Annotated in this window: 12 protein-coding genes and 1 pseudogene; 7 read left to right on the top strand and 6 right to left on the bottom strand. The window is 68.5% G+C overall.

Annotated elements, in window-relative coordinates; all coding sequences use genetic code 11:
• The first annotated feature begins 207 nt into the window (after positions 1-207).
• The 3 genes from ACTHJF_RS03775 (at position 208) to ACTHJF_RS03765 (ending at position 3,969) form a co-directional block, all read left to right on the top strand.
• The gene (locus tag ACTHJF_RS03775) at positions 208-651 is read left to right on the top strand and encodes a DUF2231 domain-containing protein (protein ID WP_440265917.1); all 444 of its coding nucleotides are present in this window, start codon (positions 208-210) and stop codon (positions 649-651) included.
• Complete coding sequence (locus tag ACTHJF_RS03770) at positions 644-1,960, top strand: PQQ-dependent sugar dehydrogenase (RefSeq protein WP_440265916.1); 1,317 nt, start codon at positions 644-646, stop codon at positions 1,958-1,960. The genes ACTHJF_RS03775 and ACTHJF_RS03770 overlap by 8 nt, the downstream gene beginning before the upstream one ends.
• 317 nt (positions 1,961-2,277) lie before the next feature.
• Positions 2,278-3,969, top strand: coding sequence for a cation:proton antiporter domain-containing protein (locus tag ACTHJF_RS03765; protein WP_440265915.1), 1,692 nt, complete (start codon positions 2,278-2,280; stop codon positions 3,967-3,969).
• Positions 3,970-4,022: 53 nt separating this feature from the next.
• Here the strand turns inward: ACTHJF_RS03765 and ACTHJF_RS03760 are convergent, their stop codons facing one another.
• Positions 4,023-4,571, bottom strand: coding sequence for a YdeI/OmpD-associated family protein (locus ACTHJF_RS03760; protein WP_440265914.1), 549 nt, complete (start codon positions 4,569-4,571; stop codon positions 4,023-4,025).
• Between the two features lie 165 nt (positions 4,572-4,736).
• Between ACTHJF_RS03760 and ACTHJF_RS03755 the strand changes: the two genes are divergently transcribed.
• Positions 4,737-6,674: a CocE/NonD family hydrolase gene (locus ACTHJF_RS03755; protein WP_440265913.1), complete on the top strand. Its 1,938-nt coding sequence runs from the start codon at positions 4,737-4,739 to the stop codon at positions 6,672-6,674.
• A gap of 93 nt (positions 6,675-6,767) precedes the next feature.
• Here the strand turns inward: ACTHJF_RS03755 and ACTHJF_RS03750 are convergent, their stop codons facing one another.
• Entirely contained in the window at positions 6,768-7,388 is a 621-nt protein-coding gene (locus tag ACTHJF_RS03750; protein WP_440265912.1) for a substrate binding domain-containing protein, read from the bottom strand.
• A gap of 53 nt (positions 7,389-7,441) precedes the next feature.
• Here ACTHJF_RS03750 and ACTHJF_RS03745 point away from each other — a divergent pair, with 53 nt between their 5' ends.
• Positions 7,442-8,284: a hypothetical protein gene (locus tag ACTHJF_RS03745; RefSeq protein WP_440265911.1), complete on the top strand. Its 843-nt coding sequence runs from the start codon at positions 7,442-7,444 to the stop codon at positions 8,282-8,284.
• Positions 8,285-8,327: 43 nt separating this feature from the next.
• Here ACTHJF_RS03745 and ACTHJF_RS03740 read toward each other — a convergent pair whose 3' ends face one another.
• Positions 8,328-9,248, bottom strand: a complete 921-nt coding sequence (locus ACTHJF_RS03740) for a VOC family protein (protein ID WP_440265910.1) — start codon at positions 9,246-9,248, stop codon at positions 8,328-8,330.
• 265 nt (positions 9,249-9,513) lie between these two features.
• The gene (locus ACTHJF_RS03735) at positions 9,514-10,449 is read right to left on the bottom strand and encodes a GlxA family transcriptional regulator (RefSeq protein WP_440265909.1); all 936 of its coding nucleotides are present in this window, start codon (positions 10,447-10,449) and stop codon (positions 9,514-9,516) included.
• A 210-nt stretch (positions 10,450-10,659) separates the two neighbouring features.
• Between ACTHJF_RS03735 and ACTHJF_RS03730 the strand changes: the two genes are divergently transcribed.
• Together ACTHJF_RS03730 and ACTHJF_RS03725 are read left to right on the top strand one after the other, a co-directional pair.
• Positions 10,660-11,028: a nuclear transport factor 2 family protein gene (locus ACTHJF_RS03730; protein ID WP_440265908.1), complete on the top strand. Its 369-nt coding sequence runs from the start codon at positions 10,660-10,662 to the stop codon at positions 11,026-11,028.
• 59 nt (positions 11,029-11,087) lie between these two features.
• Positions 11,088-11,894: a helix-turn-helix domain-containing protein gene (locus ACTHJF_RS03725; RefSeq protein WP_440265907.1), complete on the top strand. Its 807-nt coding sequence runs from the start codon at positions 11,088-11,090 to the stop codon at positions 11,892-11,894.
• A gap of 121 nt (positions 11,895-12,015) precedes the next feature.
• Here ACTHJF_RS03725 and ACTHJF_RS03720 read toward each other — a convergent pair whose 3' ends face one another.
• Complete coding sequence (locus ACTHJF_RS03720) at positions 12,016-12,435, bottom strand: hypothetical protein (protein ID WP_440265992.1); 420 nt, start codon at positions 12,433-12,435, stop codon at positions 12,016-12,018.
• A gap of 47 nt (positions 12,436-12,482) precedes the next feature.
• Positions 12,483-12,833 (bottom strand): annotated as a pseudogene (locus tag ACTHJF_RS03715) (methyltransferase domain-containing protein); the annotation flags it as partial.
• Positions 12,834-13,149: the final 316 nt, after the last annotated feature.

Here is a 13,149-nt window from a genome sequence, read left to right as displayed (position 1 = left end):
GCGCGATACCGGTTGGAGCTGTACGACGTGTTGCTCAAGAGGGCGTTGTCGGCGTGACGAAAAACCGTCGACGAAGGCTGCACGACTTCCACGGGGCATCGACATCCGGCTGACTACCGTGGGCTTCCACCCTACGCATCGACCAGACCGACAGTTGCGCCACGCGCCGAGCCGGCCGGTGCCCGCCCCTCGCAGCGAGAGCCCGCCATGAGTTACCTCGTCCCACCGCGGCGATCCGTCGTCGCCAACGCCATCTATGCCTTGCTCAATCCGATTCCGTTCGGCTGTTTTGTCGCGGCGCTGATCTTCGACATCCTGTACGCAAACACCGCCACGATCCTCTGGGACCACGCAGCGGCATGGCTGATCGTATTTGGCCTGCTGTTCGCGATCGTGCCGCGGCTGATCAACCTCGCGCAGGTATGGATTACCTCGCGGCAGACCGCGCTGGCCGCCGATCGGCTGGATTTCTGGCTCAACCTGGTGGCCATCGTGCTGGCGATCTTCAACGCGCTGGTGCATTCGCGCGACGCCTACGGTGTGGTGCCGGCCAACGTCTGGCTCTCGGTCAGCACCGTGCTGCTGCTGGCGATCGGACAGGTGGTGATCGCCGTGCGCTACACCACTCCGGGAGGCCTCATCCATGAATAAGCGCATCCTCACGCACGCGCTGCCGCTGGCCTGCCTGGCGCTTGCCGCATGCAGCCACAAGGCTTCCTACACGCCTCCCGAGCAGTCCGGCAGCAATCCGCCCTTGCCCGAAGCGAAGAATTTCTTGCTGCCACCGATGCGCGTGCCCAATGGCGTGGGCTGGAAGGCCGACCAAGCGCCCAAGGTGGCCCCGGGCCTGGCGATCGAGAAGATCGCCAGCGACCTGAAGCATCCGCGTCAGCTCTACACCCTGCCCGACGGCGACGTGTTGGTGGTCGAGGCCAACAGCCCCAGCACCGAGCCCACGACCACGCCCAAGGGGCTGATCGCCGGCAAGATCAAGAACGGGTCCGGCAAGGGCGCGAAGGGCGGCAACCGGATCACCCTGTTGCGCCCGACCCCTGGCGGCGGCGCGTGGGAGCAGCACGTGTTCATCGATCACCTCGACTCGCCGTTCGGCGTGCAGCTGATCGGCAACACGCTGTACGTCGCCAACACCAACGAGATCGTGACATTCCCTTACGTCAGCGGACAAACGCAGATCACCGCACCGCCCACCTACTTCACCGATCTTCCCAACACCATCAACCATCACTGGACCAAGGCGCTGCTGGCCAGCCCGGACGGCAGCAAGCTGTACGTGGGCGTGGGCTCCAACAGCAACATCACCGAGAACGGGCTGGCCGTGGAATACCGCCGCGCCGACGTGCTGGAAGTGGACGTGGCCACCGGCGCCAGCCGCATCTATGCCTCGGGCCTGCGCAACCCCACCGGCCTGCAGTGGGAGCCGCAAACCGGCAAGCTGTGGGCGATCGTCAACGAGCGTGACGAGATCGGCTCGGACCTGGTGCCGGACTACATGACCTCGGTGAAAGAAGGCGCTTTCTACGGCTGGCCCTACAGCTATTGGGGCCAGCACGTGGACTCCCGCGTCAAGCCGCAGCGTCCGGACCTGGTGAAGAAGGCGATCAAGCCGGACTACGCCATCGGTTCGCACGTCGCCCCGCTGGGCTTCCTGATGACGCAGGGCAACGCCCTTCCCGCGCAGTACCACAACGGCGCGTTCATCGGCGAACACGGCAGCTGGGATCGCAAGCCGCTCAGCGGCTATCAGGTGGTGTTCGTCGCGTTTCCGCAGGGAAACCCGGTGGGCAAGCCGCAGCCGGTGGTCACCGGTTTCCACTCCGCCGACGAGTCGGAGCTGTACGGCGCACCGGTGGGACTGACGCAGGATGCAAGCGGTGCCTTGCTGATCGCCGACGACGTGGGCAACGCCGTGTGGCGGGTGACCTCGGCGCCCGCCCCGTGATCTGACGGCACGCCATGCCGGCAGTCGGATCGATGGCCCGCCTGGCGCTCCGGCGCCACGCGCCGGCTTCCGTACCGCTGGAGCACATCCAAGGCCCACGCCGCGACACCATGCGACGCAGCCGGAGCCTGTCTTCGCATGGCCGTCGGCCGCGGCCACCCACGTACCGACGCGCCGTCGCTACCCTCAGCGGTTGCGGTTGCTACGCGTGCACCCGGTGAAATCGACGCACGCCTCGTCGCATATCGCCGCGAGCGTCGCCAAACCGGCATAGTTACCTCCCCGTGCATGACGCGCGTCCCCACACGAGGCTGCCCGTGACCCACGACACCTTGCCGCTAATCACCACCCTCAGTGCGGCGCTGGGAGTGGCACTGATCCTGGGCATCGTGGCCACGCGATTGCGGTTGCCCGCACTGGTTGGCTACCTGGTCGCCGGCATGGCGATCGGCCCGTTCACGCCCGGCATCGTAGCCAGCACGGATATCGCCAGCGAGCTCGCCGAGATCGGCGTGATGCTGCTGATGTTTGGCGTCGGGCTGCACTTCTCGCCACGCGACCTGCTCGACGTGCGACGCATCGCCCTGCCCGGCGCCCTCCTGCAGATAGCGGTGGCTACCGCGCTTGGCGCGGGCGTGGCGCTGGCGTGGGGTTGGGGCATCGGCGGCGCCCTGGTGTTCGGGCTGTCGCTGTCGGTTGCCAGCACGGTGGTGCTGCTGCGTGCGCTGGAATCGCGCGGGGCGTTGGATTCCCTCAACGGCCGCATCGCCGTGGGCTGGCTGGTGGTGGAAGACCTGGTCATGGTGCTGGTGCTGGTCATCCTGCCGCCGCTCTCGGGCGCGCTGGGCGGCCACGCGCCGGAAGGTGGCGGCACGCTGGGCTGGACGCTGATCGCTACGCTGCTCAAGGTCGGTGCCTTCATCGCGCTGATGTTGCTGGGCGGCCGACGCCTGTTGCCACGATTGCTGTGGTACGTGGCGCGACACGGTTCACGCGAGTTGTTCACCCTGTGCGTGGTGGCGGTGGCGGTAAGCATCGCCTACGGAGCTGCGGCGCTGTTCGGCGTGTCGTTCGCACTCGGCGCGTTCTTCGCGGGGATGGTGATCCGTGAGTCGGAATTCGCTCATCGCGCCGCCGAAGAATCGCTGCCGCTGCGCGAGGCGTTCGCCGTGCTGTTCTTCGTATCGGTAGGCATGCTGTTCGATCCGCAGATCCTGCTGCGTCATCCGCTGCAGGTGCTGGTGGTGGCGGCCATCATCATGCTCGGCAAATCGGTGGCGGCGGCGGTGCTGGTGAAGGTGCTGCGCTATCCGCTGAACACGGCGCTGGTGGTGTCGGCGAGCCTGGCGCAGATCGGCGAGTTCTCCTTCATCCTCGCCGGCCTCGGCCTGAGCCTGGGCTTGCTGCCGCGCGAGGGGCAAAGCCTGATTCTTGCCGGCGCCCTGCTCTCCATCGCGCTCAATCCGCTGATGTTCTCGCTGGTGGCGCCGTTGGAACGGCTGCTCGGCGGCGGCCCCGAACTGGCCGAACCGCTCCCCCGCCGGACCGATCCGCTCACCCAGCTGCCCGACGACACCGATGACACCCTGCTCACCGGGCAGGTGGTGCTGGTGGGCTACGGGCGCGTGGGTCGGCGCGTCGGCGCCGCGCTGGCCGAACGAGGCATCGCCCACGTGGTGGTGGAAACCAACCGGGAGATCGTCGAGCGCCTCCGCGAACATGGCACGCCCGCGGTCTACGGCGACGCTTCCGAACCGGAGGTACTGGTGCAGGCTCACGTGGCTCGCGCGGGTATGGTGGTGGTGGCCACACCGGACATCATCGACTTGCCCCGCATGATGAGCTGCGCCCGCGCCTTGAACCCGGGCGTGGAAGTGATCGTGCGCACCCACAACGAGGAGGAGGCCGAGCTGCTGGGCGAACTGGTCACGGCGGTCTTCTACGCCGAACGCGAGCTGGCCCAGCGCATGGGCGAGCACGTGCTGAAGCGCTACGGCGTGCCGGGCTGAGCGCGCAGCCTTTCGCCCGGAAGAGTCGACGGACGACCCGACGCGAAGCGCCATCAGGCCGGTTCGGGGGCGCGGAACGCTTTGCTGTAGATCCCTGATCGATCGAAGCAGCAGGCGCGGCGCTTGCCTGCGGCGAGCATGTCGCAAGCCGTGCGGAGGCGACGATCGCGGGTTTGTGCCTGCTTGCCCGAGCCGATCCAGTGGATCCAGTCGCGTCGGGCCAGCGGCGTGATGTCGTCCCACACGGCGCGCGCGGCCGGGTGCTCGGCCAGCGCCGCTAACAGCTCCGGCGGCGCGACCGGCTCCGGCTCCACGGCCACCGGCGCCAACGTGAGCGCCACCTCGTCACCTGCGGCCACGCGAGCAGTTTCGCCCAGCGCGGCACTCACCTTCAGCCAGTGGCTGCCGCCGCCGTCCGGCTCCAGCGTGGCCTGGAAAATATGACCAGCTAGCGTGCCGTCCACCGTCACCATGCTGCGCGACGGCAACTTCGCGCTTGCGGCTTTCGGCAGCACCAGGAACGTCCAGTCGGCGTCTACCGGCGTCGCCGGCCGGCGCAGTGTGGCCTGGCATCGGATCGGGTGGAAGGCATCGCGCGTCATCCGGCGATGCTACTACCCGCCGCGCCGGGCAACGCGTCGCTGCGGGCGCCGCGCGCAAGGAGTTTCGACCGTGCCCGCCTTGCCAAGTTGCCGCCGCGGTTCGCATAGTTGCCGGGCGCGACCCGATCGGATCGCCGGCCTCTCCCACCCAAAGGACCCTCGGACATGAAGAAAGCCGCCCTGGCTTCGGCGATCGTTTCGCTCCTCTGCCTTGCCTCCGCCAATGCATTCGCCACGCCCCGCGCGGGCCAGGATGCGGCCAAGGTGACTCCCGACATGATCCAGACCGGATCGGACATTCCGGCCAAGTGGAACCTGCCGGAGGGCAACTTCGACTACGTGCGGCGCGAGGTGATGATCCCCATGCGCGACGGCGTGAAGCTGCACACGGTGATCATGATCCCCAAGGGCGCGCATGGCCTGCCGATGCTGCTCGAGCGCACGCCCTACGACGCCAGCGGCATGATGCCAGGCAAGAGCCCGAAGATGGCCGATGCCGTGTGGTCCGGCGACAAGGACTGGGCCGACGGCAGCACGATCCTGGTGGCACAGGACATCCGCGGCAAATACGGCTCCGAGGGCAAATACATCATGACGCGCCCGCCGATGGGCCCGCTCAACCCCACCAAGACCGACGACACCACCGATGCCTGGGACACCATCGACTGGCTAGTGAAGAACATCAAGGAGTCCAACGGCAACGTCGGCATGATCGGCTCGTCCTACGACGGCTGGACCGTGGCGATGGCCCTGCTCCATCCACATCCGGCGCTCAAGGTCGCCGCGCCGGAGAGCCCGATGATCGACGGCTGGATGGGCGACGACTGGTACCACTACGGCGCGCTGCGTCAGGTGAACCTGGACTACTTCACCGGCCAGATGACCAAGCAGGGCTCGGGCGAAACCGTGCCGCGCGACAACTACGACGACTACACCAACTTCCTCCAGGCTGGCTCGGCCGGCGACTACGCCGTGGCCCACGGCTTCGGCCAGTTGCCGTGGTGGAAACGCTTCGCCGCGCACCCGGCCTACGATGCGTTCTGGCAGTTGCAGGCGCTGGACAGGCTGCTGGTCGCCCACCCATCCAACGTGCCCACGATGTGGCTGCAGGGCCTGTGGGACCAGGAGGACATCTACGGCGCCGTGCACGCCTGGGAGGCGCTGGACAAAGCCGGTCACGGCGCGAACAACCATCTGGTGATGGGCCCGTGGTGGCACAGCCAGATCAACCGCGACGGCTGGAACATGGGCCCGCTGAAGTGGCCGGGCAATACCACGGCGCAGTTCCGTCAGCAGGTGATGATCCCGTGGTTCCAGCACTACCTGCGCGGCATGCCGCTGGCCACGCCGCTGCCGCAGGCGATGATCTATAACCCGGTCGAGCAGCGCTGGGACAGCTTCACCGACTGGAAGCCGGCCAGCGAGCAGTCGCTCACGCCGCTGTACCTGCAGGGCGACTTCGGCCTGGGCTTCGAGGCGCCCAGCGGCGGCGGCGACAACTACGTCTCCGATCCGGCCAAGCCGGTGCCCTACCTGGCGCGGCCGATCCCGCAGGAGAACGACCGCTGGCGTACCTGGCTGGTGCAGGACCAGCGCTTCGTCGAGACGCGCCCGGACGTGCTGTCCTACACCACGCCGGTGCTGACCAAGACAGTGACCGTGCAGGGCGCGCCGATCGCCGACCTGTTCGCCCGCACCACCGGCACCGACGGCGATTTCGTGGTCAAGCTGATCGACGTCTACCCCGGCACCGTGCCCAGCGATCCGACGATGGGCGGCTACGAATTGCCGGTGTCGATGGACATCTTCCGCGGCCGCTACCGCAAGAGCTTCGCCGAGCCCGCGCCGATTCCGGCCAATGAGGTGCAGGAGTACAAGTTCCGCCTGCCCACGGTGAACTACGCCTTCAAGCCGGGCCACCGGATCATGGTGCAGATCCAGTCCACGCTGTTCCCGCTGTACGACCGCAACCCGCAGACCTACGTGCCGAACATCCTGTTCGCCAAGCCGGCCGATTACCGCAAGGCCACCATCACCATCGAGCACGGCGCCGACGGCAAGAGTGCGGTGCTGCTGCCGGTGGCAGGCAACGCCGCGCTCTGAATCGAGGAAAGAAATCCGTCGGCGAAGACCAGGCGTCCGGGTCGCGTTCTGCGATCCGGACGCGAGGCGGATAGCCGTGCACCGGCCGACGGCTCAGGCCAGCAGGCTTTCCACGAAATCGCCGAAGGCGCGCACCTTCCGGGACATCTGCCGCGAGCCGCCACCGAGCAGCATGATCGGCGGGCCTTCGGCCACGAAGCCGGCAAGCACGCGGCGCAGGCGTCCCTCGCCGATCAGGCCGCGCGCCGCGGCGTGATCGATCTGCACCAGGCCCAGCCCCGCCACCGCTGCGTCGAGCAGCGGGTCGAGCGAGTCAGTGACCAGGTTGCCGGACGGCACCCATTCGATCGACCGCCCATCGGCTTGAAAGCGCCACGGCGCCGGGGCGCGCTCGCCCACGGGCATGAAGCCCAGGCAATTGTGATGCGCCAGATCGGTCGGGCTGCGCGGTTCGCCCGCGCGGGCCAGGTATTCCGGGGCGGCGCAGGTGATCCAGCGGATCACGCCCAGGCGGCGCGCGATCAGCGAGGAATCGGGCAAGGCCGCGATGCGGATCGCACAGTCCCAGCCGCGTCCGATGAGATCCTGGCTACGGTTTTCCATCGACAGGTGCAGGGCCAGTTGTGGATAGCGGCCGAGGCGAAGGAGTGCATGGCGGTGAACCGGTCCACGGTATTTCGTCCCGCCGAAGGGTGAATTCGGAGCGCGCAGCATAGACGGCTATCCCGGCTGGATACAGTACGCCCCGACTCCCGCGGAACATCCTCATGAAACGCATCATCCTCGCCATCGCCCTCGGCCTGCTGGGCACTGCCGCCGTGGCCCGCAGCGCGGCACCCGAAGCGGTGTTCAAGCTCGAGCCCTACCGCAAGACGGTGGCCCTGCGCGCCAGCGTCGCCGGGCACCCGGGCCTGTTCGTCTTCGACTCCGCCGGCGGCATCACGCTGCTGGCGCCGGCCTTCGCCAAGGCCATCGGCTGCACGCCATGGGGACGCCTGTCGGGCTTCCAGATGACCGGCAACCGCCTCGACGCGCCACGTTGCGACAACGTGCGGATCAACCTCGACGGCCGCCCGTTTTCCGCTCCGGTCACCGCGGTGATCGACCCGGCGCCGTTGATGGCCAAGGACGCCGCCCCCGTGGCCGGCTCGATCGCCCTGGACCTGTTCGCCGGCAGGACGATCACCATCGACCTGCTGCACCGGCAACTGATCGTGGAGACGCCGGCAAGCCTGCGCGAACGCGTGGCAAAGGCCCGGCCGCTGCCGCTGCTGCTGTCGCGCGAGCTGCAGGGTCATGCGCTCGCCGCTTCGGTGGGTGTGCCGACCGCGCGGGGCACCGTGTGGTTCGAACTCGATACCGGCAACGGCGGCACCGTGCTCGTCTCGCAGCCCTATGCCGCACTGTTCGGCCTGGACCCGGACGCGAAGGGTGAGCAGAGCGCGGACTTCGACGTCGCCCCCGGCCTGCATGCCCGCGGCCGTGCCTTCACCCCGTCGATGATCATCGACGGCAACCTCGGCATGCCGTTCCTGCACGACAAGATCGTGACGCTCGACCTGGCGCAGGGGCGACTGTGGATCCAGTCCGCGGAGCCGGCGGCGCAGTGAGTTCCGTCGCCACGTTGTCGTTGGGCGACCGGTGCGAGCGCGCCTACTGCGGTACCGCCGCCCCCGCGCAGGGCGAGCGTGCCGGCTGCATCGCGTGGAATTCGATCGACAGGCCCAGATCGTCCTGGCTCGGCGCGAGCACGGACTCGCCCCACAGGCCGCGGTAGGTCGGCAGCGCGCGCTCGTAGCCGCGCTCGACCCAGCGTTGCGCGCGGCCAAGGTCGCTCACGCCGAAGCTCACCCCGAGGATGCGCGGGCCGCCCTCGGCCATGGTCTTGGCCGCCAGCCCCGCACCGTCGGGCTGCAACGCCAGCAGCGCGGTGGGGCCGACCGGCACGCAGAAGCCTTTCGCGCCCACGGCGGCCAACTTCACCGGCACGGCGTGGCCGAACCCCATCCGTTCCAGCTGCCGACGGTCGGCCTCGGCATCACCGGACACCAGCCAGATCGACGAGAGCTCGCGCGCACCGTTGGGGTGCTCGCGGCTCACACGATGATCGGCGGTGTTGCCGGGATCGAACTGATCCGGCGCGTAGTCCGCGGCGTAGTCGATGAAGAAGGTGTTGCTCGACAGCGGCGCGCGATCGAACGCGAACAATCGCCAGCCCGGCCTGGCGCTGTCTGGCCCGGCGAAGAACGGCGTCACCGCGTAGTGCAGCGCCTGCAGCGAGCGATGGATCGCCTCGAGCGAAGACGTGCGGAAGCCGAACGTGCGCGAGCCCGGCCCACCCTTCAACGCCTGCTGGTCTTCCTTCATGCCCGGATCGAAGTCCGGATTGGGACGGGTGATGCCCAGCAACTCGATGAAGCTGCTGTCGGCCAGGCGGATATAGCGGTTGGCCACGCCGGCCGGATCGCGCCCAGGCCGCACCTGGAATCCGAGCTTCACCGCCATTACCGCTGTGACCTGGTCGATACCGCGGCCCCACAGCAGGATGTGATCGAGACGGGCAGGCGGTGTCACGGGTGCAGGCGGTGGCGTGGCAGCGCGCGCAGCGCCGACACACAGGAGCATGGCCGAAACGAGCGGGATCAAGCGCATGGGAGTCCTCGAAGCAGGGAGCAAAGGGTGTGTGCCGACATCGCGCCGCGCCGCGGCACCGACCATCGGCGCGGCGCTGCGGCGCGCTCTTTTATGGACGGCCTGCCCGTCGTGGACAAGGACAAATTCCGGCCAAAAACGGCCAGCTGGAACGCGCGGGCGCGACACGCCTAGCCGCGCTCGGCGCTCATCCGCCCGCGCTGCGGCGTAGCGACTGCGGCGACATGCCGAAAGCGCGAATGAAGGCGCGGCGCATGCGGGTGGCATCGCCAAAGCCGGTGGAGGCGGCAATGTGATCGAGATGCAGGTGACTGGTCTCCACCGCCACGCGGGCAGCCTCCAGCCGCATGCCCTCGACCACCTTGGCCGGCGTGGCGCCGATCTCGGCGACGAAGGCGCGGGCGAAGTTCCGCGGGCTCATCGCGGCGCGCTCGGCCAGCCGCTCCACCGTCATCGGCTCGGCCAGACGCGTACGCATCCAGCCGACCAGCTCACCGAAACGCCCGGTGCGACCGCCCTGCTCCACCAGCGCCGAGTACTGCGACTGCCCGGCGTGCCGACGCTGATGCACCACCAGCTGCTGCGCCGCCCGGCGTGCAAGGCCGGGGCCGAGATCGTCCTCCACCAGCGCAAGCGCCAGATCGATGCCGGCGGAGATCCCGGCGGAAGTCCACAACCTGCCGTCGCGGACAAACATTCGCTCGGCGTCGAGCCGAACCTGCGGGTAGCGCAGCCGGAACCGCTCGGCCGCATCCCAATGCGTGGTGGCACGCCGCCCGTCGAGTAGACCCGCCTCGGCCAGGAAGAACGCGCCCGAGCAGACGCCCGCCGTTCGGCGCGAGGCGTCTTCGCCCAGCCATGCCACGACGGCGCCCGCGTGCTCCTCGACCTGGGCCAGGTTGCCGCCGGACACGATCACCGTGTCGAAGCGCCCGGACTCCATCGGCGCGGCCGCCAGGCACACGCCGGAGGAGCTGCGCACCACGCCGCCGTTCGGCGCCAGCACATGGACCGCATAACTGCCCGGCCGGAAACGCTCCGCCATCTCGAACACAGCCACCGGGCCGGCCGCATCCAGCAGCTGAAACCCGGGGAAAACGACGATGGCAATCTCGCGTCGCATGGTGGCAGTCGTCCGACTCGATGCAGGCCCGGAAAGTGGCGTAAGCGCGAGGCGGGCGTCAAGCCGCGTCGATGGGCGGCGTGGTCTTTCCAGGACCGTTCCGCCCTCGTCGCGGATACGCTCTCGGCGATCGATTACCTCCGAGGTAATCGCCGCGCCGTCATGCCGCCGGCAAGCTGTGCTCACACCCACAGCAAAGGAGCACACGCCATGACCGCCACCCGCCAACTCATCGAGAACTACCTCAAGGGCTGGAACGAGACCGACCCGCTGCGCCGTCGCGCGCTGATCGAGGACGTGTACGCCGAACACGCCGCCTACGTCGACCCGATGATCGAGGCGCGCGGCTGGGAGGCCATCGACGCCACCGTCGCCGCGGTGCAGAACATGTTCCCCGGCCATGTGTTCCGCCTCGCCGGAGAGGTCGACGCGCACCACGACATCGCCCGCTTCCACTGGCATCTGACCGAGCCCGGCGCGGTCGAGCCGCTGGTGATCGGGTTCGACGTCGCCGTGCTGGACGGCGGCCGCATCCGCCAGGTGCACGGCTTCCTAGACAAGGTGCCGGTCGCCGCCTGAGGCTTTGGGTGCGCTGCGCGTGCGCGCGCGGCGCATCCATCGCTCGTTACCATCGACGTATGAACACCGCGCTCCCAGAAACCACGCGCCCCGTGGGCGACCTGCTACGCGAGTGGCGTCGCCATCGCCGGCTGAGCCAGCTCGAACTCGCCACCGGCGCGGAGATCTCCACCCGCCACCTGAGTTTTGTCGAATCCGGCCGCGCCCAGCCGAGCCGCGACATGATCCTGCACCTGGCCGAATACCTCGACGTGCCGTTGCGCGAACGCAACGCGCTGCTGATCGCTGCGGGTTTCGCTCCCGCCTTCCGGCAGCGCGCGCTGGATGATCCGGCACTGGCCACCGCCCGCCATACCATCGACCGGCTGCTGCAGGGCCTGGAGCCCTATCCCGCGCTCGCCATCGATCGCTACTGGCAGCTCGTGGCCAGCAACCAGGCCACCGCGCGCCTGCTCGTCGGCGTGGCTCCCGAGTTGCTGCAGCCACCGATCAACGTGCTGCGCCTGAGCCTGCATCCGGCCGGCCTCGCCCCGCGCATCCGCAACCTCGGGGCGTGGCGCGCGCACCTGCTGCATCGCCTGCGCCAGCAGATCGACGCCAGCCACGATCCGCAGTTGCTCGCCCTGCTGCGCGAACTGCAGGCGCTGCCCGCGCCCATGGCAAGCAGCGCGGACGAAGCGAGGCCGCAAGGAGCCATCGCCGTACCGATGCAGCTGGAGGTGGATGGCGCCGTGCTCAACATGCTCAGCACCACCACGGTGTTCGGCAGCCCCGTCGACATCACCCTGGCCGAGCTGGCGCTGGAAGCGTTCGTTCCCGCCGATGCGGAAACGGCCGAAAAATTGCGGCGCATGGCCGATGCCTGATCGTGCTTAGCGGGAGACAGCCGTACGCGCTCCACGCGCACTTGCAGTCAGCCTGAGTCGTCAGGGGGCGAAAGCGGTGCAGGAGGCTTAACCAAGCCTCCTTCCTCCTGCGAGATGTCGGTCAGCGCACCACCTGCACCACCAGCGCCTGGATTCTGCCGGCCACCGGACCGATGCCGAACCGCGCGGCAAGCGCCGCCGTAGCCATCGCTGTCGCCTCATCCAGGCGGGTGCCGTCGCGCGCCTCGATTTCCCCGCGCAGCGGCGTGCCCTGGCAATACGCCAGCGCCACGCGGCCGGCGCTGGCGGCACGGCTGATGGCGCTGATCGTCTCGATACGCGGCTGCGCCGTGAAGCCACCGCCAGCGAGGTCGTGTGCGAGCGCCGGCGGCGAGAAATAGCCGTGCGGCAGGCGCGCCAAAAAGCGCGGCGGGTCGTCCGGAAACATGCCGGCCACCACCTCGGTGACGATCCAGGCGAAGTCGTTCGTCTCGATCCGATCCCACACGTTGAACAGCAACGTGCCGCCGGGCCGCAGCACACGGCGGGCTTCAGCAAACGCGTGCGCCCGACCCGGAAAGAACATCGCACCAAACTGGCCACCACCGTATCGAACGTGGCGTCGGCGAATGGTAGGGCCATCGCGTCGGCCTGGCGCCAATCCACCGCCCGCGTGGTGCCCTGCGCCTGCGCCACGGCCAGCATAGCCTCGTTGAGATCGGTCGCCACCAGCGACGTGCCGGGAGGCAACCGTGCCGCCAACTCACGCGTCACCACGCCGGTGCCCGCCGCCAGCTCCAGCACGCTTGCCGGTTGCAGCGGGATCAGCCGCTCGACCAGATCGGACGCATACGGCGCGAAGATCAGCGGAACCAGCAGATCCTGATAAAGCGCGGCGACCGCCTGGCTGAAGCGGCCATCGTTTTCGGTCGTATGCATGGCGTGGCTCTCGCCCCGGAGACGGCGCAAGCGTACGCCGCCCCGTGCCACTCCGCTCCCCCGAACAGCTTCACTGTTCGGGGGAGAGAGCCAAGTCGCGGCGCTTCGTGATGAACAAAGGCACCGCGCTCTGCTCCCTCTCCCTTGAACAGCTTCACCGTTCGGGGGAGAGGGCTGGGGTAAGGGGGCTTCGGCTTTGTAGATGCGGCCACCTCGACCACGAAGATCAACAGCCCGCCCCCTCACCCAACCCTCTCCCCCGAGCAAACTCAGGGGAGAGGGCCAAATTGTGGCGCGTCGTGATGGACTAATAGCA

This window comes from Dyella sp. (assembly GCF_051962475.1).
GTDB lineage: Bacteria > Pseudomonadota > Gammaproteobacteria > Xanthomonadales > Rhodanobacteraceae > Dyella_A.
Note: the sequence above shows the minus strand (reverse complement) of the source record. Positions and strands in the feature narration are given on the sequence as shown.

Bases quoted from the DNA above. Each gene is read 5' to 3' on its own strand.
- ACTHJF_RS03730 (WP_440265908.1), top strand. From the start codon at position 10,660: ATGACCGCCACCCGCCAACTCATCGAGAACTACCTCAAGGGCTGGAAC.
- ACTHJF_RS03750 (WP_440265912.1), bottom strand. From the start codon at position 7,388: ATGCTGCGCGCTCCGAATTCACCCTTCGGCGGGACGAAATACCGTGGA.
- ACTHJF_RS03760 (WP_440265914.1), bottom strand. From the start codon at position 4,571: ATGACGCGCGATGCCTTCCACCCGATCCGATGCCAGGCCACACTGCGC.
- ACTHJF_RS03745 (WP_440265911.1), top strand. From the start codon at position 7,442: ATGAAACGCATCATCCTCGCCATCGCCCTCGGCCTGCTGGGCACTGCC.
- ACTHJF_RS03735 (WP_440265909.1), bottom strand. From the start codon at position 10,449: ATGCGACGCGAGATTGCCATCGTCGTTTTCCCCGGGTTTCAGCTGCTG.
- ACTHJF_RS03725 (WP_440265907.1), top strand. From the start codon at position 11,088: ATGAACACCGCGCTCCCAGAAACCACGCGCCCCGTGGGCGACCTGCTA.
- ACTHJF_RS03775 (WP_440265917.1), top strand. From the start codon at position 208: ATGAGTTACCTCGTCCCACCGCGGCGATCCGTCGTCGCCAACGCCATC.
- ACTHJF_RS03770 (WP_440265916.1), top strand. From the start codon at position 644: ATGAATAAGCGCATCCTCACGCACGCGCTGCCGCTGGCCTGCCTGGCG.
- ACTHJF_RS03755 (WP_440265913.1), top strand. From the start codon at position 4,737: ATGAAGAAAGCCGCCCTGGCTTCGGCGATCGTTTCGCTCCTCTGCCTT.